This window comes from Rathayibacter oskolensis, from assembly GCF_900177245.1.
GTDB classification, from domain to species: Bacteria; Actinomycetota; Actinomycetes; order Actinomycetales; family Microbacteriaceae; genus Rathayibacter; species Rathayibacter oskolensis.
This window is the reverse complement of sequence record NZ_FXBM01000001.1, coordinates 1141816-1168591: the sequence shown is the minus strand read 5'-3', so window position 1 is coordinate 1168591 and position 26776 is coordinate 1141816. Positions and strand designations below refer to the sequence as shown.

Sequence of the window (26776 nt, the reverse complement as noted above, 5' to 3'; positions counted from 1 at the left end):
CCGGACAGGGGGCCCGGCGCGCCGCCGAACGCGGTGCGCCGTTCGCCGACTGCAGGAGGCGCCCGTGAGACCATTCCCCCAGATCCTGCTTCGGCGCTGCCGACCTCTCGAGAAAGACCTGCGATGACGCCTCCCTCCCCCCGTTCGCTCGCCTCCGGGCTGGTAGCACTCGTCGCGACAGGGGCTCTGCTCCTGGGCGCGACCCCGGCCCTGGCCGAGGACACCACGCGAGCGCCGCTGTCCACCTCCCGGGTCGCACCCGAGCCGCCCGCGCTCACCGACTCGGCCCCGGCCGAGCAGTCGCAGATCGCGCGCGCACCCGAGACCTACTACAACGCGCTGATCGGAGGCGAGGAGCTGGCCGGTGGCGAGAGCATCGTCTCGACCAACGACGCCTACACCTTCGTCATGCAGACCGACGGCAACGCCGTCACCTACGACGCGAGCGGACGCCCCGTCTGGAGCACCGGCACCCAGGGCCGCGGTGACCACCTGGCGATGCAGACCGACGGCAACCTCGTCATCTACTCCGCCGAGGACCGCCCCGTGTGGAGCACCGGGACCGGCGACGAGCCGAACGCCGCCGTCATCATCCAGGACGACGGCAACCTCGTCGTCTACCGCGAGAACGGCTCGCCCGCGTGGGCGAGCAGCGTCGGCGGCAGGATCGCCGAGCCCGCGATCGACACCCTCTTCGCCGGTCAGACCCTCCGCGCCGGACACCAGCTCACCTCGGCCGACGGACGCTTCAAGGCCGTGATGCAGACCGACGGGAACTTCGTCGGCTACGGGCCGTACGGGGTCGTCTGGAACACCGGCACCCGCGGCAGCGGCAACCGCCTCGTGCTCCAGGAGGACGGCAACGCCGTGATCTACGGGCCCGACGACTCCGTGAAGTGGTTCTCGGGCACCTCGGGCAGCGACCTGCGGCTCGGCGTGACGAACGTCGGCTCGCTGATCATCGTCGAGCAGGACGACACCGTCCTCTGGACGAGCCAGGCCGAGCTCCCCTCGAGCACCCTGTGGGCCGCGAACGGCCTCGCGGCGGGCAGCCTGCTCCGCTCGGCGAACGGCGTCTACCGCGCGGTGATGCAGGCCGACGGCAACTTCGTCGTCTACGGCCGCACCGGTCCGATCTGGTCGACCGGCACCTCGGGCGCCGGCAACTCGTTCAACCTCTACGACGACGGCTTCCTCGCGGTCGTCTCGAGCGACGGCTACGGGAAGTGGACCGCCTCGTCCCGTGCCGTCGCCACGCCGACGTACCGCCTGGTGATGCAGGACGACGGCAACCTCGTCGAGTACGACGGTCAGAACCGCGCCAGCTGGTCCAGCCGCTGACAGACCGGGACGCCCGGGCCGCTCGCCGGCCCGGGCGTCCGCTGTTCCGGGGGCCGGCGCGCTCGTCCGCTCCGCTCGGCGGGACCGGGATCGTCCAGCCCTTCCGCCTCGTGATGCAGGTCGACGGCAACCTCGTCGAGTACGACGGACGGGGCCGACCCGTCTGGGCGAGCCGCGGCCTCTGACCCGCTGAGGCCGGCGTCTCGACTCCGGACACCCCGGCACGCCCCATGATGGACGGATGAGCGACGCCGGCGACTTCATCCGCGCCGCGCTCGAGTACGAGGGCGACGTCTGGCGCGCGCAGGACGTCGGAGACAGGCTCGGCCAGGGCCTCGGTGCGACCGGCGCGTCCGTCGGCGCCGTCCGCGGGACGGTCCGCGACGCTCTCACGAAGTTCTCGGCGCTCGGCCACGACGAGATCACCGCGCTGTCGTCGGAGCTGTGGACGCCGCCCGTGTTCGAGCCGCGCCTCGCCGCCGTCGTGCTGCTGCAGTCGCGGGTCGCACTGCTGCGCGCCTCGGATCTGACCCGGCTAGAGGGCTTCGTCCGCGACTCCCGCGTCGATGCGCTGACCGACCCGCTGGCGCACGACGTCGTCCGGCCGCTGCGCGCGGGCGTCGAGGGCAGGGCCCGGTCGCGCGTCGACTCCCTGCTGGATCGCTGGACGGTCGAGGGCGGCCGTCTCGCCCGTGCCGCGGAGATCGTCAGACGCTGACGGCCGTGCCACCGCCGACCGCGATCGTGCGGTCGAACACGAGCGACGGATCCACGCGGTGCGCGATGAGGACGATCGTGCGCCCGCCTGCCGCCCGCAGCAGATCGGCGAGCAGGGCGTCGGCCACCGGGGCGTCGACCGACGCCGTCGGCTCGTCCAGGATCAGCACGTCGAAGTCGGCGAGCAGCGCACGGGCGAGGGCGAGCCGCTGCGCCTGGCCGCCCGAGACGAGAGCGCCGCGCTCTCCGACGCGCGCGTCGAGACCCCCGCGGGCGGCGGTCCAGGAGGCGAGACCGACGCGGCCGAGGACGTCCTCGAGAACCGCATCGTCCGCCTCCGGGCGCGCGAACAGCAGATTCTGGCGGATCGTGTCGTCGAAGAGGTAGGGCTGCTGCTCGACGAGCCCGACGAGGCGGCGGACCTCGGCCTGGGGCAGCGTCCGCGCCTCCGCTCCCCCGATCAGGTAGGAGCCCGAGTACTCGAGGAAGCGCACGAGCACGTGGGCGAGCGTGGTCTTGCCCGAGCCGCTGCCGCCGGTCACGAGGACGCGGGCGCCCGCGGGCAGCTCGAGGGTGACGCCGTCGAGAGCCGGCGACGCCGCTCCCGGCCACCCTGCGGAGAGGTCGCGGAGGACGACGTCGCGCCCGCTCGGCGCCGGCGCTCCGGGGTCGACCGCGTCGTCGGTCGCGAGGGCCGGCGAGGACGCCTCCCGGTCGAGGTCGGCCAGGCGCTGGGCGCCGGAGAGGGCGGTGCGGGCCGACTGGACGGCGAGCGGAGCGGCGGCGACGACCTCGAACACCGCGAGCGGCACCAGCACGATCACGCCGAGGGCAGGACCGCCGAGATCGGCGATCGACGGCACTCCGAGAGCGAGGGCCGCCCAGACCGCGCCGCCCGAGCACAGGGCGAGGACGGCCGCCGTGAGGCCCGCCGAGGCCGCTCGCCGGCGCGCCGTGCGAGTGAGTTCCGCCTCCGCCTCCGCCACGCCGGCGAGCGCCTGCTCGGCGGCGTCGAAGGCGATCAGCACGTCGAGCCGCGTCACGAGCAGGTTCACGCGCTCGGCCAGCTCGCCGCGCAGCGGTGCCAGCTCGCGATCGGCCCGCGCCGACAGGAGGCCCGCCCCCGCGGCCGACCCCGCGAAGCCGAGCACGAGCAGCACGAGCAGCACGAGACCCATCGCCGGGAGGAGCAGCCACACGCCGACCACCGCTGCCGTCGCCACGACGCCCGAGACGATCAGCGGCTGCACGACCCGGAGCGGCACGTCCTGCTGGGAGTCGACGTCGGCGATCACCCGCGAGACGAGGTCGCCGCGGCGCACCCGCCCCAGGCCGTCGGGGGCGACCGGCACCAGGCGCTCGTACACCCCGACCCGCAGGTCGGCGAGCGCGCGGAACGCCGCGTCGTGCCCGCTGAGCCGCTCGAGGTAGCGGAAGAACGCCCGCGCCAGCGCGAACGCGCGGACGCCGACCACGGCCATCGAGAGGAAGAGGATCGGCGGCTGCTCCGCGGCCCGCACGATCAGCCACGCCGAGCACGCGAGCAGCGCCACGACGGAGGCGGAGGAGAGCAGACCGAACGAGAGCCCGGGGAGGAAGCGGCGCGCCGGCGGCATCGCGGCGCGGAGGACGTCGGCGCGCCTCATCGGAGCACCGCCTCGACGGGCTCGAGCGAGATCGTCGCGTCGGCCGCGGCGAGGGTCGCCGGGCGGTGGGTCGCGACGATCACGATGACTCCCCCGTCGGCGAGGGTGCGCAGGCCCGCGAGCAGGGCGCGCTCCGACTCGGCATCGAGCGCGGCGGTCGGCTCGTCGAGCGCCAGGACGCGGCAGCCCCGCTCGAGCACTCGGTGGATCGCGCGCGCCGCCGCCACGCGTGCGCTCTGCCCGCCCGAGAGACCCGTCCCCTCCGCGTCGACCCGCCGGTCGGCGTCGACGTCGGCACCGGCGAGCGCGAGGGCCCGCGCGATGCGGGCCGGATCCGGAGAGCGGGCGCCGAGCCCGACGTTCGAGGCGACCGTGCCCGGCAGCAGGTCCGGGCGCTGTCCCGACCACGCGAGCCAGTCGCGACGGCTGCCGGGGAGGACTGCCGCGCCTCCGAGGGTCACCGCACCGGACGCCGGCACGAACCCGGCGAGGGCGGCGAGCAGGGTCGACTTGCCGGCTCCGCTCGGCCCGGCGATCGCGGTGATCGAGCCGGGAGGGAAGACGGCGTCGACCGGAGCGAGCACCCGCCCGGCGCCGTCGTCGACCGCGAGAGCACGGACCTCGAGGGGTCCGGCTCCCGACGGTGGCGGAGTCGACGCGGGCAGCACCGCGGCACGCTCGATGATCGCGAACGCCTCGCCCGCGGCCTGCACCCCGTCGGCCGCCGCGTGGAACTCGGCGCCGACCTGGCGCACCGGCAGGAACACGTCGGGCGCGAGCACGAGCACGAACAGCCCGACCGCGAGGCCGAGGGAGCCGTCGACCAGCCGCAGCCCGATCGAGACCGCCACCAGCGCGACCGAGAGCGACCCGGCCAGCTCGAGCACGAACCCGCTCACGAAGGTGACCCGCAGCACCTTCATGGTGTGCACCCGGTACTCCTCGGTCAGCGCCCGGATCCGCGCCGACTGCCGCTCGGCGCGACCGAAGATCTTGAGCGTCGCCAGCCCGCCGACGGTGTCGACGAATCCGGAGGCGAGCGCCTGCAGCCGCACCCACTGCCGCTTCTGCACGGCCTGCGTCGCCCAGCCGATCAGCACCATGAAGACGGGGATGAGCGGCAGAGTCACGATCAGGAACAGGGCGCTCAGCGGATCCGCGAGGAACACGACGACGGTCAGCACCGGAGTCGCGACGGCGGTCGCGATCAGCTGCGGCAGGTAGCGCGCGAAGTAGCCGTCGAGGGCGTCGAGCCCGCCGCCGACCAGCGCCACGGCACCGCCCGACCCGCCCGCGGCGCGACCCGACGGCCCGAGCGCGACGAGCGCCTCCAGAACCGCGTGCCGCAACTGGGCCTTCGCACCGACTCCCCCGCGGACCGCGGTGACCTCGGTCGCCCACGCCAGCGCCGCGCGGGCCGCGACGACGGCGAGCAGCGCGGCCAGGAGCGGAGCGAGCTCCGCCGCCCCGCGCCCCGCGATCGCCCCCGCCACGAGCTGCGCGACGAGCCACGCGAACGCGACGATCGCGAGCGTGCGCGCCAGTGCCAGCGCGCCGCCCAGGGCCAGGAACAGCCGCGCGGAGCGGGCGTAGCGGAGCAGTCGCGGATCGAGGGGCTTCACGTCGGTGGGCGTCGACGTCAGTGCGCGTCGACCGGGATGTGGGTCCGGGTGATGCGCTTGCGGAAGATCCAGTAGGTCCAGGCCTGGTAGCCGACGATGAGCGGCACGAACACCAGCGCTGTCCAGCTCATGACGGTCAGCGTATACGGCGTGCTCGAGGCGTTCTCGATCGTGAGGCTGTTGGCGACGTCGTTCGAGGCCGGCATGACCGCGGGGAACAGCGTCGTGAAGAGGGTGAGCACCGCGAGTGCGATGGTGACCGCGAGCAGGGCGAAGGCGCGGCCCTCACGGCCGCTGACGACGGCGATCCAGGCGAGCACGAGGGCCGCCGCCGCCGCGATCGAGAGCGCCCAGGAGGCGGGCGTGCCGTTCGCCAGATTCGTCCACGCGAGGAAGACCCCGGCGACCGCGACGGCCAGGAGCCCGGCGCGAGCAGCGAGCCTCCGCGCCCGCCCGCGGATCTCCCCGTCCGTCTTCAACGACACGAAGACCACGCCGTGGGTGAAGAAGAGGAGCAGCGTCGTGGCCCCGCCGAGCAGCGCGTAGGGGTTGAGCAGGTCGAACACGGTGCCGATGTAGTTGTGATCGGCGTCGAGCGGCACGCCCTGCACGATGTTCGCGAAGGCGACGCCCCAGAGGAAGGCCGGAAGCGCCGAGCCGACGACGATCATCGTGTCGAACCGCTTCCTCCACGCCGCCTCCGGCCGCTGGTGCCGGTACTCGAACGACACTCCCCGGGCGATCAGCGCCAGGAGGATCACCAGCAGCGGCAGGTAGAAGCCGCTGAACAGCGTCGCGTACCACTCCGGGAACGCTGCGAACAGCGCGGCTCCCGCGACGATGACCCAGGTCTCGTTGAGATCCCAGACCGGGCCGATCGTGTTGATGAGCACCCGGCGGTCGGTGTCGTCCCTGCCGAGGAACGGCAGCGACATCCCGACTCCGAAGTCGAAGCCGTCGAGCACGAAGTAGCCGATGAAGAACACGGCGACGATCCAGAACCAGAGCGTGGCCAGATCGAGATTCAGCGCGAGATCCATGTCGGGCCCCTCCTCAGTAGACAGTGCCGACGAGCTGCGGGCGACCGCTCTCCTCGTCGATCTCGGGGGCGTCGTCGGGTCCGGCCTGCGCAGCCTTCAGGATGAGCCGGAACTCGACGACCGCGAGGGTGCCGTAGATCAGGGTGAACGCGACCAGCGAGATCAGCACCTCGAGACCGCTCACGCCGGGCGAGACCCCGTCCTCCGTCCGGAGCAGCCCGAAGACGAGCCAGGGCTGGCGGCCCATCTCGGTGAACACCCAGCCGACGATCATCGCCAGCAGCGGCAGCGGAGCGGCCCAGATCGCGACCTTCCACATCCAGCGCTTCGGCTCGCGGCCCTTGCGGGTGAAGAACAGGCCGGCCGCAGCGACGCCGATCGCCAGCACGCCGAGCGCCATCATCCAGCGGAACGACCAGTAGGTGATCCAGATGATGGGCGTGTAGTCGCCGGGACCGTAGACCTGCGTGTACTGGGCCTGCAGGTCGTTGATGCCCTCGACGGTGCCGGTGAAGGTGTGTGTCGACAGGAACGACAGCAGGTAGGGGATGCGGATCGAGAACAGCTCGCTCGAGCCGTCGGGCGTGCCCCAGGTGAAGATCGAGAACGAGGCGTCGGCGCCCGTCGACGTCGTGTAGAGCGCCTCCGCTGCAGCCATCTTCATCGGCTGGGTGTCGACCATCGCGAGGCCGAGCGAGTCGCCGGTGAACAGGGTCAGTCCGCCGCTGACGATCATCATCCAGGCGCCGAACTTCAGCGCCGGACGCATGGTCTCGAGGTGCTGGTTGCGCGAGAGGTGGTAGGCGGCGACGCTGATGATGACCGCGGCCGAGACCATGAAGCACGCGAAGATCGTGTGCGGGAACGCGGCGAGGGCGACCTTGTTCGTGAGCAGGGCCCAGATGTCGGTGAGCTCGGCGCGACCCTTGGCCTCGTTGATCTCGAAGCCGACCGGATTCTGCATGAACGCGTTCGCGGCGATGATGAAGTAGGCCGAGAGCGTGGTGCCGAGGGTCGTCAGCCAGATCGTGGCGAGGTGCACCTTCTCGGGGAGCTTGTCCCAGCCGAAGATCCAGAGGCCGATGAACGTCGCCTCGAGGAAGAAGGCGAGCAGGCCCTCGAAGGCCAGCGGGGCGCCGAAGACGTCGCCGACGAAGCGCGAGTAGTCGCTCCAGTTCATCCCGAACTGGAACTCCTGGACGATGCCGGTCACGACTCCCATCGCGAAGTTGATCAGGAAGAGCTTCCCGAAGAACTTCGTGAGCTGCAGATAGTGGACCTTCCCTGTGCGCACCCAGGCGCTCTGGAAGATCGCGACAGTGAGTGCCATGCCGATCGTCAGGGGCACGAAGAGGAAGTGGTAGATCGTCGTCAGACCGAACTGCCACCTCGACAGCAGGAGCGGATCCAGGAGTTCGTTCACGGCCCCGAGCATAGGTCTGCGCGAGGGGCGGGAAGGCCTCCGATCCCAGCACTGGGGCGGATGTGCGGTCATCGACGACCTCGCCGCGACACCCTTCGAGGGGGGCGTGCCGAGCGCCTCAGGACCCCTGCCGGCAGCGACTCGCTCGACGTCGAGACAGTCCGTCTCGACGTCGAGGGACCCGGGCGCGCCGCAGCGCCCGAGCAGGGCTGCGCGGCGGCGGAGGCGCGTCGACGATCCTCTCGACGCCGAGCCATCGGCGACCGTCCGGATTCTGAGACCTTCGCGGCGGTATGCACAGTGGATTCTCAGTGAGCGACGTGCGTCGGGGGTGGCCTGGGAATCCGTCCCGCGTCGCGGTCCCGTCTCCCGCCCCGGTCCGCTCCTAGCTCGCGGCCACGTACGATCGACGCATGCCGAGCAAGGGGAGCTACGCCAAAGGGGTCGCCAAGCGCGAGGAGATCCTCCAGACCGCACTCGAGGTGTTCTCCCGGCAGGGGTACCGCAGGACCTCGCTGCGCGAGATCTCCGAAGCGGTCGGCCTGACGCAGGCCGGGCTGCTCCACTACTTCGACTCGAAGGAGGAGCTCTTCGCCGAGGTCCTCCGCAAGCGCGACGAGACCGACCGCGCGAACTACGACATCGACCAGACGGGCGATCGGGCGATCGAGGAGCTCGTGCGGCTGATCCGCCACAACAGCGACGTACCGGGTCTCGTCCACCTCTACGCGACGCTCTCCGCGGAGGGGACCGACGAGGCGCATCCGGCCCACCCGTTCTTCGTCGAGCGCTACCGGACCGTCGCCGACGTGCTCGCCGCACGCGTCCGCGACGATCAGCGCGAGGGTCTGATCGCGGAGGACATCGACCCGGAGACCACCGCGCGGATGATCATCGCCCTGTCCGACGGGCTGCAGATCCAGTGGCTCCTCGACGATGCGGTCGAGATGGGCTCGATCGTCGAGACGTTCTGGGCGCTCCTCAAGCGCGTCCGCTGAGGCATCCGCCGTGAACGACGCGCTGACCGGGATCCTCGACTTCGTCGTCGGAGTCCCGCCTGTCTGGCGGACGCTCCTGGCGGGCCTCGCCATCTTCTTCGAGACGACGATCCTCGCCGGTCTCATAGTGCCGGGTGACACGGTCGTCATCGTCAGTGCGACCGGCGTGACGACTCCGCTGCAGTTCGTGGCGCTGGCGGTCACCGTCATCGTCGGAGCGCTCTGCGGCGAGTCCGTCGGGTTCTATCTCGGCAGGTGGTTCGGACCGCGCATCCGCGCCTCCCGCCTCGGCCGCCGCCTGGGCGAGAAGAACTGGCTGCGCGCCGAGCGCTACCTCGCCCGCCGCGGCGGGATCGCGGTGTTCCTCTCGCGGTTCCTCCCCGTGCTGCACTCGCTCATCCCGCTGACCGTCGGGATGAGCGGGATGCGCTACCGCACCTTCATCGCCTGGACGACTCCGGCGTGCATCCTCTGGTCGTTCGCCTACGTGGGAGTCGGTGCCGCGGCCGCCGGCGGCTACCGCGAGCTGTCCGACAGCCTGCACTACGCCGGCTACCTCTTCGTCGCCGTCATCGTCGTGTTCGCACTCCTCGTGCTCGCCGGCAAGAAGCTCGTCTCACGAGCGGAGGCGCGTCACCTCGATGAGTGACGCGCCTCCGGGTGCTGCGGCCGGGCTCAGCTGAGGAGGCCCGCCGAGGTCAGCCACTCGGTCGCGATCGCCGCGGCCGACTTCTGCTCGTTCACACTCTCGGAGTTGAGCGAGACGAGGTCCTCCGCGGTCAGCTTCGCGCTGACCTCGTTGAGCACCTCCGCGGCGTCGTCGGTCACCTTGTCGGAGACGATCGGCACGACGTTGTCGGCGACGAACAGGCCGTCGGGATCCTCGAGGGCGACGAGATCGTTCGACTGGATGTTGGGGTCGGCCGTGTAGATGTTGGCCAGCTGGATCTGGTTGCTGGTCAGGGCGTTGACGGTCGTCGATCCGCCGCTGTCCTCGATCGCCTGGAACGTCGTGGTGATGCCGTACTTCTCCTGCAGGGCGTCCGGGCCGTAGGGGCGCGTCTGCAGCTCGGAGTTGCCGCCGAGCACGATCGGGGTGGTGACGTCGGCGAGCGACGCGATGTCGGTGAGGCTCCACTCGTCGGCGAAGGCCTGCGTGACCGTGTACGAGTTCTGGTCGCTCGCGTCGGCCGCGTCGAGGGCGCGCAGGCCGTCGGGCAGCGCCTCCGTCAGTGCCGAGTAGACGTCGTCGGCCGTGGTCGCCGTCGTGTCGGGCTCGAGCGCCTGGAGGAGGCTGCCGTCGTACTCCGGGAAGACGTCGATCGAGCCGCTCTCGATCTCGGGGAGGTAGATCTCGCGCTGGCCGATGCGCAGGTCGCGCTCGACGGTGAAGCCGTCGTTCTCGAGCGCCTGAGCGTAGATCTCGGCGATGATCTCGTTCGAGTAGTAGTCCTGCGAGCCGACGACGATGGTCTCGCCGCCCTCGGAGGAGCCGGAACCCGATCCCTCGTCGAGCGGATCGCTGGAGGAACACCCTGCCAGCGCCACGACGGCACCGACCGCGAGTGCGCTGAGCGCGACACGGCCCTTCTTGGTTGCTGTGAGCATTGCTATTTCCCTTCGTCGATGGGGATTCCCACCACCGCGCGTCGTCGGGGCGACGACGAGCGGAAACCTGAGCGCCCGGAGGAGACGCGCCCGAGACCGAGCACTACGCCGCGCGGCACGGCGACCCACTGCAGCACGGCGAACAGCACCTCGCTGAGCAGCGTGAGCACGATGACGATGATCGACCCGGCCAGCATCTGGGGGTAGTCCCCCGCCTTCACGCCCTGGAAGATGTAGCGCCCGAGACCGCCGGCGCCGATGTAGTCCGCGAGGGTCGCCGTCGCGATGATCTGGAGGGCGGCGACGCGCAGCCCTCCGAGCAGCAGGGGCAGCCCGAGCGGGATCTCGACCTTCGCGAGGATCTGCCACTCCGTCATGCCCACGGAGCGCGCGGCGTCGACGGTCCTCCGGTCGACCGCCTCGAGGCCGGAGTAGGCGCCCGCGAGCACCGAGGGGATCGCCAGGATCACCAGCGCGATCAGCGGAGCGCCGAGACCCAGCCCGAGGCTCATCGCCGCCAGCACGAGCACGCCGAGCGTCGGCAGCGCGCGCAGCCCGCCGGCGACGGGCACGGCGATGCCCTTGCCACGCCCCGTGTGCCCGATCAGGTAGCCGAGGGGGATCGCGATCGCGGACGCGAGGACGAGCACGAGCAGGCTGATGCCGAGGTGCTGGGCGACGCGGGTCGGGATCCCCTCGAGGCCGGTCCAGTGCGCCGGATCGCCGATCCAGGCGAACGCCTCCAGGATCAGGTTCACGTCGTCACCGCCTTCTCGACGCGCGCCGTCCGACGCGTGGCGCGTGGCCGGTCGACGGCGGCCCAGGGCATCAGGAGGCGGCCGAGCAGCACCAGGAGGGCGTCCAGCGCGAGCGCCAGGGCGATGGTCAGCACGATGCCGGTGATGATCTCGCCCGAGATCCCCCGCTGGAAGCCGTCGGTGAAGAGCAGGCCGAGACTCTGGATGCCGAGCACGGCGCCCACCGTCACGAGGCTCACCGTGCTCACCGTCACGACGCGGAGCCCCGACAGCAGCACCGGTCCTGCGAGCGGGAACTCGACGCGCCAGAACCGCGCCCACCCGGAGTAGCCCATCGCCGTCGCGGACTGCGTCACGTCCTCCGAGACGGCCGAGAACGCGTCGGCGCTGGTGCGCACCATCAGGGCCACGCCGTAGAGGGTGAGTCCGATGATCACGTTGGCCGTCGAGCGCAGCGGGATGCCGAGGACGACGGGCAGCAGGATGAACATCGCCAGGGACGGGATCGCGTAGAGCACCCCGAGCCCGGTCAGCAGGGTGCCGCGACTCCAGCGGTAGCGGTTCGCGAACCAGCCGAACGGGAGGGAGATCACGAAGCTCAGGATGATGGGAGGCACCGACAGGAACAGGTGCGCCACGAGGTTCGTGACGATGGAGTCGACGTTGTTGACGACCCAGTTCACGCGTCGCCGCCGTCCTGCGCGCGCAGCACTCCGGTCGGCCGACCGTCGGCGTCGACGACGATCCGCGCCCCGTCGCGCTCCTCGATCCGGAGGGAGCGCTTGCCGCGGTCCGCTCCGATGAAGCCCGCGACGAAGTCGCTCGCCGGGGCGGCGAGGATCTGCGACGGCGATCCCTTCTGCGCGATCCGGCCGCCCTTCTCGAGGATCACGACCTGGTCGCCGAGCAGGAACGCCTCGTCGATGTCGTGGGTGACGAAGACGACGGTCTTGTCGAGCTCGCGCTGCAGGCGCAGCGTCTCGCGCTGCAGATCGGCGCGGACGAGAGGGTCGACGGCGCCGAACGGCTCGTCCATCAGCAGGATGTTCGGGTCGACGGCGAGCCCCCGCGCGACTCCCACCCTCTGCTGCTGCCCGCCGGACAGCTGACTCGGGTACCGCGTGGCGAGCGAGCGGTCGAGGCCGACCGTGTCCATCAGCTGGAGCGCCCGGTCATGGGCGGGCTTCTTGGCGACGCCGTTCAGCCGCGGCACGGTGGCGATGTTGTCGATGACGCGCCGGTGCGGAAGGAGCCCGGAGTTCTGCATGACGTAGCCGATACGGCGGCGGAGCGAGACCGCGGGCAGCTTCGAAATGTCCTCGCCGTCGATCTCGATGGTGCCGCCCGTGGGCTCGATCATCCGGTTGATCATCCGGAGGATCGTGGTCTTGCCGCAGCCGGACGAGCCGACGAACACCGTCGTCTGCCGTGACGGCAGGACCAGCGAGAAGTCGTCCACCGCGCGGGTGCCGTCCGTGTACTGCTTGCTCACTCCGCGGAATTCGATCACGGTCCTGCTCTTCCTCTAGGTCCCGTGGTCCCGATCAGAACCTCTGCGACAGCCAAACACCATTCGGAGACGGCTGCCAACCCGGATGGCGCAGTGTTGCGACGGAACCCGCGAACGACTAGGGCCTTGACGCCGCCCTCGGTACAACCGTCGGGCGCGCCGTGGATTCCCGCGGGAGGCTGCGCTCCCGACCCGCTTCACCCGCCCAGCCACCCGGAGAGCCGACCGCGCCGAGCCGCGCAGGGAGCGGCCGGGCGACGCGAGGCGAACAGCCGATCCGCGTCCCAGCGGATCGCCGTAGCCGATCGCGACCCGCTTCACCCGCCCAGCCACCCGGAGAGCCGACCGCGCCGAGCCGCGCAGGGAGCGGCTCGGTCATGAGCTCAGCCTTCGACGGGCCCGTAGTGCATGGAGAGGTAGTTGCGCAGGAGTGCGCGGCTCTCGTCGATGAAGCGCTGGTCGCCGTTCGGGTCCATCAGGAACGCGCGGGTGAGCATCGCGTCGGCGACCTCGACGGTGACCTCGAGGCGGAACGAGAGCTGAGCGCCTCCGGGCAGTCCGTACTCGGAGGCGAGGATCTCGGCGAAGCGGCGTGCGAAGAAGCCCGCCTCGAACGCCTCCCCCGCGACCTCGGGCGCGTGGATCGTGTCGACGAAGCGGATCGACCGGAAGCCGGGCTCGTTGCGGTGCATCTCGCAGAACGCGTCGACGGCGCAGTCGACGGCGCCCCACCAGTTGTCGGGGTGGGTCTCGCGGATCTCGGTGATGACCTTCTTGCGGAAGCGCTCGAGCGCCCGCTCGCGCAGGGCCTGGAGGACGGCGATGCGGTCGGGGAAGTAGCGGTAGACGGTGCCGATCGCGGCCCCTGCGCGCTCGGCGACCATGGCGGTCGTCAGACGGTCGAACCCGACCTCGTCGACGACGGCGGCGGCGGCATCGAGGAGGGAGGCGAGGCGCGCAGCGCTGCGGACCTGCACCGGTTCGTTGCGGACCTGGGGGGATTCGCCGAACGGTCGGTCGACGAGGTTTCCTAGAGGCACGGCGGACTCCTTCGGTGTCGGTTCCTACAATCGTACGCACGCGGACCCCGCTCCGCGTCCATTCGCCGAACGTCTCTCGTGTTCTGCGCCCCCGAACGGGCGGCGGGTGCGCGGGTGCCGCCCACCCGCTCCAGGAGGACCCATGTGCGGACGCTTCGTCCTCTCGCAGACCACCGCCGATCTCGTCGCGCTCTTCGACATCGACGACATCGGCGCCGACCTCCCGGAACCGTCGTGGAACATCGCGCCGACGCAGCGGATCGCCGTCGTCGCCGAGTCGATGAAGGGCGTCGAGGAGGGCGAGCCTCCCCGCCGCCGACTCGCGGCCGCCCGCTGGGGGCTCGTCCCCCGCTCGGCCGCCGACCCCTCGGCGGGCGCGCCGCTGTTCAACGCGCGCATCGAGTCGGTCGCCGAGAAGCCGTCGTTCCGCGAGTCGTACGCCGCGAGGCGCGCCATCGTCCCCGCGTCCGGCTGGTACGAGTGGCGGGTCGGCGCCGACGGAGCGAAGTCTCCGGTGTTCGTGTCTCCGGGCGGCGGTGCGCTCGTGCTCTTCGCCGGCATCTACGAGTGGTGGCGCTCCCGCGAGCCCGGGTCTCTGTGGCTCCTCTCGGCCAGCATCCTGACGCGCCCCTCGGCGGGAGCGGTGACCGACGTGCACGAGCGGATGCCGGTGCTCCTGGCACCGGAGCTGATCGAGGACTGGCTCGACCCGAACGCGGAGGCGGACGGCTCCCTGCTGCGCGCCGCGGCCGACGGAGCCGCCGAGCTCGCCGAGGAGCTCGAGGTCAGGCGGGTGGGCGAGGCGGTCGGGTCCGTCCGCGTCGACGGTCCCGAGCTGATCAGCGGGATCGACTCCTGACATCGACCCGGTGGACACCTGCGCGCCGCCCCGGCGCCTCCGAGCGTCTGCAAGACTGTGCGGATGCCGCTGACGCCTGAGAGCAAGCCGATGAGCGCCGGGGCGGCGGAGGTCATGCACCGTGCCGCCCGCCTCGAGGACCGCCTCCACGCGTTCCGGATGCGGCGCGTGAGACGCAAGGGCTACGTCGCCCGCGTCATCCCCTACACCGGCTACGGCACGACCGAGCAGCTGAGGGTGCTCGCGCGCGTGCTCTACACGCGTCCGACGCCGCCCGGCGCCGAAGAGGTGCGTCCGGTCGAGGGCGTGCGCGGCTGGCGGAGCTTCACCAGCGTCTTCGTCAGCGGAGCGAAGGTCTCGGTGCAGGTCGACGGTCAGCGCCACGAGATCGTCGCCGACCGCGGCGGCGTGCTCGACGCCGACATCCCGATCACCCTCGAGCCCGGGTGGCACACGATCACCTTCACGACCTCTGGTGCGTCGCCCGTCGAGGCGCCGGTGTTCATCGCCGAGCCGGAGGCGCGGATCGGCCTCGTCTCGGACGTCGACGACACCGTCATGGTCACCGCGCTCCCCCGGCCGTTCATCGCCGCGTGGAACACCTTCGTTCTCGACGAGCACGCGCGGATGCCCACCCCGGGGATGGCGGTCTTCCTCGACCGCTTCGCCAGAGGCCACGAGGGCTCGCCGGTGATCTACCTCTCGACGGGCGCGTGGAACGTGGCGCCGGCTCTCACGCGATTCCTCTCGCGTCACCTCTACCCGGCGGGAGCGCTGCTGCTCACCGACTGGGGACCCACCCACGACCGCTGGTTCCGGAGCGGCAAGCAGCACAAGGAGTCGAACCTCCGCCGTCTCGCGGTCGAGTTCCCCGACGTGCGGTGGCTCCTCGTCGGCGACGACGGGCAGCACGACGAGGAGATCTACTCGGACTTCGCGGCCGAGCACCCCGACAAGGTCGCGGCGATCGCCATCCGCCAGCTCTCGACCGGCGAGGCGGTGCTGGCGGGCGGTCGCTCGAAGGCGGCGGACCGCTCCGAGACGAGCGGCACGACCTGGGTGTACGCGCCCGACGGCGCCGGGATCTCGGAGCAGCTGACGGAGCTCGGGATCCTCTGACCCGGGCTGCCGCGGGGTATCCGCGACCTCCGGCTCGCAGAACCGCGTTCGGCTCGCCGCGGACGACGAAGCCGCCCGCACCCGGAGGGGTGGGGCGGCCTCGGTCGGACGCTGCGGGCTACGCCTGGTGCGCGGCCTGCAGGTCGAGGGTGATGGTGACCTTCTCGCCGATGAGCACGCCACCGGTCTCGAGGGCGGCGTTGTAGGTGAGACCGAAGTCGGTGCGGTCGATCGTGGTCTTGGCGGTCAGACCCGCCTTGTAGTTGCCGTAGGGGTCGGAGCCGAAGCCGCCGAACTCGACCTCGAAGGTCACGGGCTTGGTGACGTCCTTGATGGTCAGCTCGCCGTCGACGAGGAAGTCGTCGCCGTTCGCGCGGACGGCGGTCGAGATGAAGTGGATCTCGGGGTACTTCTCGGCCTCGAAGAAGTCGCCGGTGCGGAGGTGACCGTCGCGGTTCGGCTCGTTCGTGTTGACGGAGGCGACCTCGGCGGTCGCCTCGACCTTGGAGTCGAGCGGGTTCTCACCGGTGGTGAACGTCGCGGTGAAGCGCTCGAACTTGCCCTTGACCTTGCTGATCATGAGGTGACGGACGCTGAAGCCGACCTCGCTGTGCGTGGGGTCGATGACCCAGGTGCCGGCCTTGTAACCGGGGATGGTGATCGTGTCGGTCATGGTTTCTCCTCGAGAGTCGTCGTCATGGGGAGTTCTCCCCGTCCGATACATGCAAGCGTATCGACGATTCGAGTATTCCATGTAGCGACAACCTTTTTTGGTGACATCTGCGCGACGCGCAGATGTCACCGCGGTCGGCTGTCGCAGGTGGTCCGGACTCGTAGAGCGGGTTGCGATCGGCTAGACCGAATCGCTGGCACGCGATTCGGCCGTTCGCCTCCGGGGTGTGCGGCTGGTCTGACAGGTGCGCGGGCTTCGCCCGCGGCATGGTCCAGGCGGTCGGGGTCGACAGTCCACGTTGCGACGGAGTGATCGGCGAGCCCGCCTGCGGAACTGGACTCGATCAGGTGTCGGTGTGGCAGGGAGCGCGGCCAAGGCCGGCGGTGCTCCCACTCCGCTCGAGGTGATCGATTCGGCGGAGATGTACCGTTGCGGGCGGCCGGACGGTGATTCTGTGACGGACCGGGCCGGTCAGGCGCGCGGCGGGTTGCGGATGCCGACGAGGGAGACGATGCCGCCGGCGAGGAGGAGGACAGCGGTCGCCAGGGCGGCGCGGGCGAAGCCGCCGGCGTCGAGGGTGTCGCCGACGATGAGCGACGTGGCCGCGATCGCGACCAGCCCCGCGATGCGCGACACCGCGTTGTTCACGGCCGAGCCGACTCCGCTGTGCTCGCTCGACACGGCACCGAGGATCGTGGAGGTGAGCGGCGCGACGGTCACCGCGAGGCCCAGCCCGAACAGCACGATCCCCGGCAGCAGCCGCGTCAGGTAGTCGCCGGGCTCGCTCGCCCCGATCATGAGGAGGAACCCGCCGCTCGCGACGAGCGGGCCGAGCCCCATGAACAGCCGAGGGCCGAAACGCGCCGACAGCGAGCCCGCGTACTGCGACAGCAGGAGGAGCAGGACCGTCGGCGGCAGGGTCGCGACTCCCGCGAGCGTCGCCGAGAAGCCGAGGCCCTGCTGCAGGAAGAGCCCGAGCGAGAAGAACCCGAACGAGAGCGCGGCGTAGATGAGCGCGGTCGCGATGTTGCCCACCGTGAAGTTGCGGGTCGCGAAGAGCGACAGCGGCAGCATCGGATGCGGTGCGCGACGCTCCCAGAGAACGAACGCGATCAGGGCCGCCACTCCCCCGATGAGGGCGGTCAGCACGAGCGGATCGTCGAAGCCGAGGCGCTCCTGCTCGATCAGCGCGAAGACGGGGCCGCCGAGGCCGACCACGCCGAGCACCGCGCCGATCCCGTCGATCGGGACCCTGGTGCCGGCGTCGACGTGTCCGAGCCGTCGCAGCAGCACGAGGGTGACGACGATCGGCAGGACGTTCAGCGCGAAGACGTACCGCCACGACCCCGCATCGACGAGGACGCCTCCGATCACCGGGCCGGCGATGGTCGCGGTGCCGGTCCACGCCGTCCAGGCGCCGATCGTCTTCGCCTGCGCCGCCCCGCGCACCGTCGCGATGATGAGGGCGAGCGAGCTCGGGACGAGGATCGCGCCCGCCGCTCCCTGGAGCATCCGCGCGACGATGAGCACCTCGGCCGAGGGCGCCACCGCGCACAGCAGCGACGTCACCCCGAATCCGATCAGCCCGATCGTCATGCTGCGGGCGCGCCCGATGCGGTCGGCGAGCGAACCGGCGACGAGGATCAGCGCGCCGAGGGTGATCAGGTAGCCGTCGACCACCCACTGCTGCGTGACCAGTCCGCCGCCGAGCTCGCGGGAGATGGCCGGGAGCGCGACGTTCACGACGGTGCCGTCGAGGAACGCGACGAAGGAGGCGAGGACCGCCACGACGAGCACGGCGCGGCGGCTCTTCTCGGCGGGGTCGGCGGAGGCTGTCACAGTCGATCCCGGGTCACCCGCTCACCGTACTCCGAGACTCCACGGCGCGAGGCGGCACCGGGGATCCAGACTCGTCGCCTACTCTCGTAGCCATGTCTGCGCAAGGAACCGCCCGCGGCGGCGTGCTCGCCCGGGTTCTCGGCATCGTCGGAGCGAGTCTCGCCGGCGGCCTGCTGATCACCGTCGGCGTCACCCCCGCCCTCGCCGTCACCGGTCTCGCCGAGAACAATCCGATCGGGCTCTTCGAGACCGTCCCGGAGTACCTCGAGCTCGGCCAGCTCGCTCAGAAGACCGAGATCTACGCGAAGAACGCTGACGGCTCCGACGCGCTGCTCGCCTCCTTCTATGCGCAGAACCGCGAGGAGGTGGCCTTCGACCAGGTCAGCCAGTTCGTGAAGGACGCCGCGGTCGCCACCGAGGACCCGCGCTTCTACGAGCACGGCGGCGTCGACCTGCAGGGGACGATCCGCGCGGTCCTCAGCAACGTGTTCGGCGGCGACCTGCAGGGCGGGTCCTCGATCACGCAGCAGTACGTCAAGAACGTCCTCGTGCAGAAGGCGGAGTCGCTGAGCGACACCGACCCCGCCGCCTCCGAGGCCGCCTACGCCGAGGCGACGGCGACCACCCCCGAGCGCAAGCTCAAGGAGATGAAGCTCGCCGTCGACCTCGAGAAGAAGTACAGCAAGGACGACATCCTGCTCGGCTACCTCAACATCGCCGGCTTCGGCGGCCAGGTGTACGGCATCCAGGCGGCGGCCGAGTACTACTTCACGACGACGGCGGCGAACCTCACGCTCGCCCAGTCCGCCAGCCTCATCGCCACCGTGAACAACCCCAACGGTCTGCGCATCGACGTGCCCGAGAACATCCCCGAGAACAAGGTCCGCCGCGACTACGTCCTCGACCAGATGCTCCAGGAGGGGAAGATCTCGCAGGCCGACCACGACGCGGCCGTCGCGGAGGAGGTCGTCCCCGCCATCACGCAGACCCCGACCGGGTGCCAGACGGCGGGCAACGCCGCCTACTTCTGCGACTACGTCACCTGGGTGATCCGCAACGACCCCGCCTTCGGCGACGACGAGAACACCCGCTTCGCGAACTTCCAGCGCGGCGGCTACAAGATCTACACGACGCTCGACCGCGATCTGCAGGATGTGGCGACGGCCGCGACGAACCAGTGGGTCCCGAAGACCCCCGTCGACGACGTCAACATCGGCAGCGCGACCGTCTCGATGGAGGTCGGCTCCGGGCGCATCCTCGCGATGACGCAGAACAAGGACTACGACGCCGCGGGCTCGGTGAACGGCGAGAACTTCTCGGCCATCAACTTCAGCACCGACACCGCCTACGGCGGCTCGGCCGGGTTCCAGGTCGGCTCGACCTACAAGGTCTTCACCCTCGCCCAGTGGCTCGCGAACGGGCACACCATCTACGAGACGGTGAACGGCCGCGAGCGCACGTTCGACGACTTCCCCGCCTCCTGCGCACCGGGCGGCGAGTGGAACGGCGAGTTCGAGGTCAACAACGACGACAGCGAGAACGGCACCTTCAGCGTCCTGCAGGGCACGATGCGCTCGATCAACACCGTCTTCGTCGCCATGGCGCAGCAGCTCGACCTCTGCGCCATCCGCGACCAGGCGGCCGCCTTCGGAGTGAAGACCGCCTCGGGCGCCGAGCTCAGCTACTTCCCCTCGGCGATCCTCGGCTCGGCCGACCAGATCTCGCCGCTGTCGATGGTGACGGCCTTCGCCGGCTTCGCGAACGACGGCACCGCCTGCAGCGCGATCGCCATCGACTCCATCACCGACTCGGCGGGCGCCGCGGTCCAGCCCCCGGTCACGGCCTGCAACCAGGCGCTCTCGCCCGAGCTGACCGCCGTGGCGACCGACGCCCTGCAGGACGTGGTGACGGGCGGCACCGCCGCCGCCTCCGATCCGGACGACGGCATCGAGCACATCGGCAAGACCGGCACGACCGACGAGGCGGTGCACACCTGGATGGACGGTGCGTCGAAGCGGGTCGCGACCGTCGTCTGGGTGGGCAACATCACCGGCGAGGCCTCGATGCGGAACGTCCTCGTGCGCAACACCGAGACGGGCACGCGCGCCTACGCCTCGAACCTGCGCCACTACATCTGGAACGCGGTGATGACCCGCGCCGACGAGAAGTACGGCGGAGACGACTTCGCCGAACCTTCGAGTGCACTGCTCAACGGCCGTCAGGTCACGGTCCCGGACGTGACGGGTCGATCGGTCGACGACGCGACGGAGACCCTGGAGGACCTCGGCTTCGATGTCGAGGAGGGCGCGACCGTCGACTCGGCGGTCGCCGCGGGCACCGTGGCCGGCACCGATCCCGGAGCGGGCACCGCTGCGCCGAGGTACTCGAGCATCACGCTGCTCGTCAGCAACGGGGCCCTGGTCCCGGCGCCCGCGACGCAGGCTCCGAGCGCCGATCCGACGGCTGCGGCGACGGCGGAGGCGACACCGGCCCCGACGCCGACCGCCACGCCGACACCGACACCGACTCCCACGGCGACCGAGGAGGTCGAGGAGTGAGCGACCGGAGTGACGTGAGCGCGGAGCGCGACAGGAGCGCCCGGAGCGGTTTCGACCCCGGCTTCCTCGGGCCCCTCGCCCCAGCACCTGCACCGACGGACGGGCGGGAGACGCGGCTGCTCCCCTACACGCACTTCGAGGTGCTGCTCGACCCCGAGCGGCGGCTGGCGATGTCGACCGCCGTGAACATCGACGGCGACCGGCTCCTCGATCTCGGCCGAGGCGACGACTGGCACCTCGACGATCGGATCCCCGCCTCCGAGCAGACGGGGCCCGAGGTCTACTCGCGCAACGACCTCGACCGAGGGCACCTGGTGCGCCGCCGCGACCCGGTCTGGGGCGAGGCGGACGAGGCGCGGGCGGCCAACGTCGACAGCTTCTGCTACACGAACGCGGCGCCGCAGGCGAGCGGCTTCAACCAGTCGAAGGAGCTGTGGCTCGGCCTCGAGACGCTCGTCCTCGAGTACGCGCAGACCTGGCGCACGCGGCTCAGCGTCTTCACCGGGCCGGTCCTCGCGGAGGGCGATCCCGTCTACCGGGGCGTCGGCATCCCCCGGCGCTTCTGGAAGATCGCCGCGTGGAGCCCCGACGGCGAGACGCTGGCGACCAGCGCCTACCTCCTCGATCAGACCGATCTCATCGACCCCGTTGGCGAGGGGATCGTGCCGCTCGGCGGGTTCCGCACGTTCCAGGTCGCGGTCGCGGCCATCGGAGAGCTCACGGGCCTCGACGTCGACGCGCTCGCGGCGGCGGACGTGCTCGGGGCAGCCGGCGCCCGCGCGGAGGAGTCGCGACGGGAGCTGGTCACGCCCGACGACGTCGCCGCGGGGCTCCGCACCCGCTGACCTCAGCCGGAGGTCCAGGATGGGGGTCATGAGCACACCCGTCCTGGTCGAGATCGACGACTCCGGAGCCCCCCTGCTGCGCGACCCGGGCGCAGGACTCGTCAGGGTCGACGAGCCCGGCTACCTCCGCGGGGACGGAGTGTTCGAGACCCTCGCGGTGATCGGGGGCCGGCCGCACGGCCTCGACGAGCACCTGGAGCGCCTGCAGGCGTCGGCGCGCGCCGTCGCGCTCCCCCTGCCCCCGGCGGCGACCTGGTCGGCGGCCGTCGCCCTCGCCGTCGCCGAGCACGACGACGGCGACGACCTGTCGGTCCGACTCGTGGCGTCGCACCGCGACGGCGGTAGCGCCCGCTGCACGGTCCGCGTCGAGCCGACAGCCGACTCCGGTGATCTCCGCGAGCGCGGTATCGCCGTGGCCGTCCTCGACCGCGGCTACTCCCGCGGTGCGACCGACGCGGCTCCGTGGCTCCTCGGAGGCGTCAAGACCACCTCGGGAGCGGTCACCCGCGCCGCCCTGCGCGAGGCACGACTCCGGGGTGCCGACGACGTGATCTGGCGCACCAGCGACGGCTGGCTCCTCGAGGGGGCGACCTCGAGCCTCGTCCTGCTCCTCGACGGCGTGCTCACCGCGCCCTCCGCGGGCAGCGGGATCCTCGACGGGACCACCGTCTCGAGAGTGCTCGCCCTCGGCGCCGAGCGGGGCCTCGACTCCGCGCGCCGCGAGCTGCCGGTGACGGCGCTGACGGGGGCGACGGCCGGCTGGCTCGTCTCGAGCACGCGGCGGGCCGTGCCGATCCGCGCGGTCGACGGGGCTCCCGTGGCGGTCGACCGCGAGCTCACCGCCGCCTTCGAGGCGGGCCTGCTCGCGGGCTGACGCCGGACGAGCCCGGTCTCAGGCGGCGGCCGCGAGAGCCGACGCGGTGCTGGCCCCCACGCCGACCGCCTGCGCCTCGCGCAGATCGTCGACGGTGTCGACGTCGAGGCGGAGGGTCGAGTGCCTCGGCAGCTCGACGACGGAGCAGCCCGCGGCTCGGTGGCGGGCGAACGAGTCGGGACCGAACGCGGGTGGGAGCACAGTCTGGGCGTCGACGAGGAGGGCCGTGGTCCCCGTTCCTGCGCGATCCGGGACGACGGCCGGGAGGGGGCCGGCGACCGCCAGCGCCCCGTCGAGATCGCCGGAGGAGAGGGCCGGCAGATCGCCGGTCAGGGCGACGACGGGCGAGTCCGGCCTCGCGAGGAGGGCGTGCGCGATGCCCGCGGAAACCGCCGCGTTCAGTGCGCCCGGGTCGGCCAGGACGACGAGAAGCGGGTCCGCCGCGACGGCCCGCGCGGCCGCCTCCGCGTCGGAGGTGACGAGCACCAGGGTGGCGACCTCCTCCGACTCGCGGACGGCCGCCAGCGTGTCGAGCAGGAACGCCTCCGCGAGCGCGGCGCGGGCGGAGAGCGCCAGCCGCGTCTTCGACGAGCCGCGCCCCTTGAAGACGACGACCGCGCTCCAGCGGGGGCTCACCTCTCCCCCGATGCCGGTGCCGGTGCTGATACCGGTGTTGCTCCCGATGGCTCCGCGAGGCGGCCCGCCGCGAAGCCCTCGGCGTAGGCCTCGTCGGCGCCGAGACGGAACATGTCGTCGGGCCCCGTCCGGGTGAGCGTTCTCGCCCCCGGGGCGTCGAGGCCGGTGACGAGCCGTGACAGGCCGCGCACGACGGCGACGGGCCGTCCGCTGGACTTGCCCTTCACCAGGTCGCCGAGTCCCGCGATCTCGTCGGCCACGGCCGGCATGGTGACGCCGAGCGTGCGTCCGAGGGCGTCCGTCGCTCCGCGCAGGTCGTCGATCACCACCAGGCCCGCGGCACCGATCGCCGCATCGGTCTGGCCCACGCGCCACGCCCGCCCGAGGGTGTCGCTCACGATCACGGCGACCGTGGCGCCGAGCCGGTCGCGCAGCCCCGCGCAGAGGCGCCGGGCCGAGGCGTCGGGATCCTCGGGGAGGAGCAGGACGGTGCCGTCGGCGACATTGCTCGAGTCGACTCCCGCCGCCGCCTGGACGATGCCGAGGCGGTTCTCGACGATGCGGGTCACGCCGTGGTCGTGCGCGCGCGTCGCGACCACGCGGACCGTCTCGGCGGTGATCGCGTCCTCGCGGTCCTCGGCGGCCACGAGGCGCCCCTCCGCCTTCGAGACGATCTTGCTGGTGACCACGAGGATGTCGCCGTCCGCCGGCCGGTCGCCCTCGGGAGCCGAGGCGACCGAGGCGAGGATGAGCTCGAGGAGGTCGTCGCCGGGCGCCACCTCGGGGATGCCCTCGAGGGTCCAGGCCTGCACTCGCGGTGTACTCACCCTTCCATTCTCGCGGGCGGGCGGAGCGGCGACGCGCACGCGCTGCCGCTCCTCGTCCGTGGGACGCGGACACCCGCGGCGGCGACGTGTCCGACCCGGGGGGGTCTCAGGAGGTGAGGTAGGCCGCGACGGCCGGCGGCACGTAGGGCGAGACGTCGCCACCGAGTCCGGAGACCTGCCGGACGAGCGAGCTGGAGACGTGCGCGTGAGCGGGATCGGGCAGGAGGAAGACGGTCTCGACGTGCGCGAGGTTGCGGTTCACGATCGCCATCGGCGTCTCGTAGGCGACGTCGATCTGGGAGCGGATGCCCTTCACGAGGATGCTCGCACCGACATCGGTGCAGTAGTCCACGAGCAGGCCCATGCTCCACGAGGCGACGACGATGCTCCCCTCGATGCCCGCCTCCGCGATCGACTGCTCGATCAGAGCGACGCGCTGCGTGATCGGCAGCAGGGCGGTCTTGGACGGGTTGTGCACGACGACCACGTGCAGCTCGTCGACGAGGCGCGCAGCACGCTCGATGACATCGAGGTGCCCGAGGGTGACGGGGTCGAACGAGCCGGGTACGACGGCGATACGGGCCATGTCGAAAGCGTAGCGGCCGACGCCTGAGGGACTCCGAGCGCCCGTCCACCCCCGTCTGGGCAGGCCTGCGGCATCAGCTCTTCGCCAGGAACTCGCGGTCGCGCTCCTGCACTCGGCGCTCGAGCGCCGCCCGGAGGCGGTCGTGCGCCGCGAGCTCGGGGTCCTCCGCCAGGAGGCTCTCGGCCAGAGCGCGTGCCTCGACGATCACGTGCGCGTCCTGCACCACCCGCAGCAGGCGCAGGGACGACCTGCCGCCCGACTGGGAGTCGCCCAGCACATCGCCCTCGCGCCGCAGCTCGAGATCGACCTCGGCCAGCTCGAACCCGTCGAGCGTCGCGGCGACAGCCTCCACCCGCTCGCGCGCGATCGTGCCCGCCTCGGCGGCGGTGACGAAGAGGCAGACGCCCGGGACGCCGCCCCGGCCGATGCGCCCCCGGAGCTGGTGGAGCTGCGAGACGCCGAAGCGCTCGGCGTCGAGGACGACCATCATCGACGCGTTCGGGACGTCGACGCCCACCTCGATGACGGTGGTCGACACGAGCACGTCGATCTCGCCCGCCGCGAAGGCGCGCATGACTGCGTCCTTCTCGTCGCTCGACATCCGCCCGTGCAGCGCGGCCGAGCGCCGCTTGCCGAGCAGCGCGTGCGCGCGCACCCCCTCGATGGTGGCCGAGACGGTCGAGAGCGGCGTGGCGGCGGGCCCGTCGTCGGCCGCGACCGCGCCCTCGGCGACCTCGCCGGGCTCGATCGCCGGGCAGACGATGTAGATCTGGTGACCCGCGCGGATCTCCTCCTCCGCCCGCTCCCACGCCCGGGCGATGAGCCCGGGGCTGTCGGTGAGGGACACGACGTGGCTCGTGATGCCGGGGCGCCCGGCCGGGAGCTCGCGGATGGTCGAGGTGTCCAGATCGCCGAACACGGTCATCGCGACCGTGCGCGGGATCGGCGTGGCGGTGAGCACGAGCACGTGGGGCGGGCGGGCGCCCTTCCTCCGCAGGGCGTCGCGCTGGTCGACTCCGAACCGGTGCTGCTCGTCGATGACGACGAGCGCCAGATCGTAGAACGAGACCTTGTCGCCGAGCAGGGCGTGCGTGCCGACGACGATCTTCGCCGTGCCCGAGACGATGCGGAGCAGCGCGGAGCGACGCTCGGCCGCCCCCAGACCGCCCGTCAGCAGGGTGGGGACGAGCTCGGTCGAGAGCTCGGGGCCGAGGGTCCGCACGATCGAGCGCAGGTGCTGGCCCGCGAGCACCTCGGTCGGGGCGAGCAGGGCGGCCTGGCCCCCGCTCTCGGCCGCGGTCAGCATCGCCCGCAGCGCGACGAGGGTCTTGCCCGACCCGACCTCGCCCTGCACGAGCCTCGACATCGGGCTCTCCGTCGCCAGGTCGGCACCGATCTCGGCGCCGACGTCGCGCTGGTCGCCGGTCAGCGAGAACGGGAGTGCGGCGTCGAAGCGCTCGAGCAGACCGCCCGGCGACGGCACGCGAGGAGTCGCCGGCGTCGCGCGGGCCGCCGCTCGACGCTCGAGCAGAGCGAGCTGCAGGAGGAACGCCTCGTGGAAGCGCAGCGTCTCGCGCGCCTGCGCCTCCTCGCCCTCGCGCTGCGGACGGTGGATGAGCTCGAGGGCGTCGCCGAGCGGCAGGAGCGAGCGGCCGGCGCGCACCGAGTCGGGCATCGGGTCGGGGACGTCGCGCAGGCCGTCGAGCAGGACGGCGATGGCGGCCTGCAGCTGCCAGCTCGAGATCGTGCTCGTCGCCGGGTAGATCGGGATCGGCCGCTCCGCCCAGTCCTTCGCGAGAGCAGCGCCTCCGCTCGCCTCGGTGGCGGCCGCCTCCTCCTCGTCGAAGAGGCGGTAGTCGGGATGGGTGAGCTGCAGGGTGGTGCGGAACTGCGAGACGGTGCCCGCGAAGATCCCCCTCGCGCCGCGGTGCAGCTTCGCCGCGCGCCAGGGCTGCCCGAAGAAGGTGAGCGAGAGAGTGCCGGTGCCGTCCGAGATGATCACCTCGAGGAGCTTCCCGGGGCGGTTGCGCATCGGCCGCTCGTGCACCTCCCGCACCTCGGCGACGATGGTGACGCTCTCGCCGACGGGCAGCCGCGACAGCTCGGTGAGCTCGCCGCGCTTCGCGTAGCGCCGCGGGTAGTGGCCGAGGAGCTCGCCGACGGTGCGGTAGCCGAAGGCCTTGGTCACCGCGCCGGCGGTTCGCGGCCCGATCAGCGGCGCGAGCGAGGCGTCGAGAGGGTCCGGGATCACCCTGAG

General features: G+C 71.7%; 24 protein-coding genes. 9 read left to right on the top strand and 15 right to left on the bottom strand.

Going from position 1 to position 26776, the window contains the following annotated elements; all coding sequences use genetic code 11:
• Positions 1-123: 123 nt before the first annotated feature.
• Positions 124-1341, top strand: a complete 1218-nt coding sequence (locus B9Y99_RS05665; RefSeq protein WP_085475563.1) for a hypothetical protein — start codon at positions 124-126, stop codon at positions 1339-1341.
• A gap of 241 nt (positions 1342-1582) precedes the next feature.
• On the top strand, positions 1583-2059 hold the full coding sequence (locus B9Y99_RS05660; RefSeq protein WP_085475562.1) for a DNA alkylation repair protein: 477 nt from the start codon (positions 1583-1585) through the stop codon (positions 2057-2059).
• Here the strand turns inward: B9Y99_RS05660 and cydC are convergent.
• The 4 genes from cydC to B9Y99_RS05640 are packed head-to-tail and all read right to left on the bottom strand — an operon-like array spanning position 2049 to position 7789.
• Positions 2049-3704: a thiol reductant ABC exporter subunit CydC gene (cydC, locus tag B9Y99_RS05655; RefSeq protein ID WP_085475561.1), complete on the bottom strand. Its 1656-nt coding sequence runs from the start codon at positions 3702-3704 to the stop codon at positions 2049-2051. The two genes, B9Y99_RS05660 and cydC, sit on opposite strands and share 11 nt — an antisense overlap.
• Complete coding sequence (gene cydD / locus B9Y99_RS05650) at positions 3701-5326, bottom strand: thiol reductant ABC exporter subunit CydD (protein WP_085475560.1); 1626 nt, start codon at positions 5324-5326, stop codon at positions 3701-3703. Before cydD ends, cydC begins: the two co-directional genes overlap by 4 nt.
• Positions 5327-5343: 17 nt before the next feature.
• Positions 5344-6366: a cytochrome d ubiquinol oxidase subunit II gene (cydB, locus tag B9Y99_RS05645; RefSeq protein ID WP_085475559.1), complete on the bottom strand. Its 1023-nt coding sequence runs from the start codon at positions 6364-6366 to the stop codon at positions 5344-5346.
• Positions 6367-6379: 13 nt separating this feature from the next.
• Entirely contained in the window at positions 6380-7789 is a 1410-nt protein-coding gene (locus B9Y99_RS05640) for a cytochrome ubiquinol oxidase subunit I (protein ID WP_085476264.1), read from the bottom strand.
• A 413-nt stretch (positions 7790-8202) separates the two neighbouring features.
• Here B9Y99_RS05640 and B9Y99_RS05635 point away from each other — a divergent pair, with 413 nt between their 5' ends.
• Positions 8203-8787: a TetR/AcrR family transcriptional regulator gene (locus B9Y99_RS05635; protein ID WP_085475558.1), complete on the top strand. Its 585-nt coding sequence runs from the start codon at positions 8203-8205 to the stop codon at positions 8785-8787.
• Positions 8788-8797: 10 nt separating this feature from the next.
• On the top strand, positions 8798-9436 hold the full coding sequence (locus tag B9Y99_RS05630) for a DedA family protein (protein WP_085475557.1): 639 nt from the start codon (positions 8798-8800) through the stop codon (positions 9434-9436).
• 26 nt (positions 9437-9462) lie between these two features.
• Here B9Y99_RS05630 and B9Y99_RS05625 read toward each other — a convergent pair whose 3' ends face one another.
• The 5 genes from B9Y99_RS05625 to B9Y99_RS05605 all read right to left on the bottom strand — a co-directional run bounded on the left by B9Y99_RS05625 (position 9463) and on the right by B9Y99_RS05605 (position 13703).
• Positions 9463-10395: an ABC transporter substrate-binding protein gene (locus tag B9Y99_RS05625; RefSeq protein WP_085475556.1), complete on the bottom strand. Its 933-nt coding sequence runs from the start codon at positions 10393-10395 to the stop codon at positions 9463-9465.
• A gap of 2 nt (positions 10396-10397) precedes the next feature.
• Positions 10398-11153 carry an ABC transporter permease gene (locus B9Y99_RS05620; RefSeq protein ID WP_085475555.1) on the bottom strand — a complete coding sequence of 252 codons (756 nt, stop codon included), beginning with the start codon at positions 11151-11153 and terminating at the stop codon, positions 10398-10400.
• On the bottom strand, positions 11150-11836 hold the full coding sequence (locus tag B9Y99_RS05615; protein WP_085475554.1) for an ABC transporter permease: 687 nt from the start codon (positions 11834-11836) through the stop codon (positions 11150-11152). Before B9Y99_RS05615 ends, B9Y99_RS05620 begins: the two co-directional genes overlap by 4 nt.
• A complete protein-coding gene (locus B9Y99_RS05610) occupies positions 11833-12663 on the bottom strand; it encodes an ABC transporter ATP-binding protein (protein ID WP_085475553.1) in 831 nt (276 codons plus the stop codon). The genes B9Y99_RS05615 and B9Y99_RS05610 overlap by 4 nt, the downstream gene beginning before the upstream one ends.
• Positions 12664-13046: 383 nt before the next feature.
• Positions 13047-13703 carry a TetR/AcrR family transcriptional regulator gene (locus tag B9Y99_RS05605; RefSeq protein ID WP_085475552.1) on the bottom strand — a complete coding sequence of 219 codons (657 nt, stop codon included), beginning with the start codon at positions 13701-13703 and terminating at the stop codon, positions 13047-13049.
• Positions 13704-13845: 142 nt separating this feature from the next.
• Between B9Y99_RS05605 and B9Y99_RS05600 the strand changes: the two genes are divergently transcribed.
• Together B9Y99_RS05600 and B9Y99_RS05595 are read left to right on the top strand one after the other, a co-directional pair.
• Positions 13846-14562 carry an SOS response-associated peptidase gene (locus tag B9Y99_RS05600; protein WP_085475551.1) on the top strand — a complete coding sequence of 239 codons (717 nt, stop codon included), beginning with the start codon at positions 13846-13848 and terminating at the stop codon, positions 14560-14562.
• Positions 14563-14625: 63 nt separating this feature from the next.
• Positions 14626-15681, top strand: a complete 1056-nt coding sequence (locus B9Y99_RS05595; RefSeq protein WP_085475550.1) for an App1 family protein phosphatidate phosphatase — start codon at positions 14626-14628, stop codon at positions 15679-15681.
• Between the two features lie 118 nt (positions 15682-15799).
• Here B9Y99_RS05595 and B9Y99_RS05590 read toward each other — a convergent pair whose 3' ends face one another.
• Both B9Y99_RS05590 and B9Y99_RS05585 read right to left on the bottom strand, forming a co-directional pair.
• Entirely contained in the window at positions 15800-16354 is a 555-nt protein-coding gene (locus B9Y99_RS05590; RefSeq protein ID WP_085475549.1) for a YceI family protein, read from the bottom strand.
• A gap of 471 nt (positions 16355-16825) precedes the next feature.
• Positions 16826-18193: an MFS transporter gene (locus B9Y99_RS05585; RefSeq protein ID WP_085475548.1), complete on the bottom strand. Its 1368-nt coding sequence runs from the start codon at positions 18191-18193 to the stop codon at positions 16826-16828.
• A 92-nt stretch (positions 18194-18285) separates the two neighbouring features.
• On the opposite strand from B9Y99_RS05585, the gene B9Y99_RS05580 reads away from it, so the two are divergent.
• From B9Y99_RS05580 to B9Y99_RS05570, 3 genes are read left to right on the top strand one after another with little or no spacing between them, the layout of a single operon-like run.
• The gene (locus B9Y99_RS05580) at positions 18286-20751 is read left to right on the top strand and encodes a transglycosylase domain-containing protein (RefSeq protein WP_085475547.1); all 2466 of its coding nucleotides are present in this window, start codon (positions 18286-18288) and stop codon (positions 20749-20751) included.
• A complete protein-coding gene (locus B9Y99_RS05575) occupies positions 20748-21596 on the top strand; it encodes a DNA/RNA non-specific endonuclease (protein ID WP_280157844.1) in 849 nt (282 codons plus the stop codon). Before B9Y99_RS05580 ends, B9Y99_RS05575 begins: the two co-directional genes overlap by 4 nt.
• Before the next feature lie 28 nt (positions 21597-21624).
• Complete coding sequence (locus B9Y99_RS05570) at positions 21625-22470, top strand: aminotransferase class IV (protein ID WP_165759544.1); 846 nt, start codon at positions 21625-21627, stop codon at positions 22468-22470.
• An 18-nt stretch (positions 22471-22488) separates the two neighbouring features.
• Here the strand turns inward: B9Y99_RS05570 and cofC are convergent, their stop codons facing one another.
• The 4 genes from cofC to B9Y99_RS05550 form a co-directional block, all read right to left on the bottom strand.
• Positions 22489-23106, bottom strand: coding sequence for a 2-phospho-L-lactate guanylyltransferase (cofC, locus tag B9Y99_RS18725; protein ID WP_165759543.1), 618 nt, complete (start codon positions 23104-23106; stop codon positions 22489-22491).
• Entirely contained in the window at positions 23103-23933 is an 831-nt protein-coding gene (locus B9Y99_RS05560) for a coenzyme F420-0:L-glutamate ligase (protein WP_244274777.1), read from the bottom strand. The genes cofC and B9Y99_RS05560 overlap by 4 nt, the downstream gene beginning before the upstream one ends.
• Before the next feature lie 106 nt (positions 23934-24039).
• The gene (gene coaD, locus B9Y99_RS05555) at positions 24040-24519 is read right to left on the bottom strand and encodes a pantetheine-phosphate adenylyltransferase (protein WP_085475544.1); all 480 of its coding nucleotides are present in this window, start codon (positions 24517-24519) and stop codon (positions 24040-24042) included.
• 73 nt (positions 24520-24592) lie between these two features.
• Complete coding sequence (locus B9Y99_RS05550; protein ID WP_085475543.1) at positions 24593-26770, bottom strand: ATP-dependent DNA helicase RecG; 2178 nt, start codon at positions 26768-26770, stop codon at positions 24593-24595.
• Positions 26771-26776: the final 6 nt, after the last annotated feature.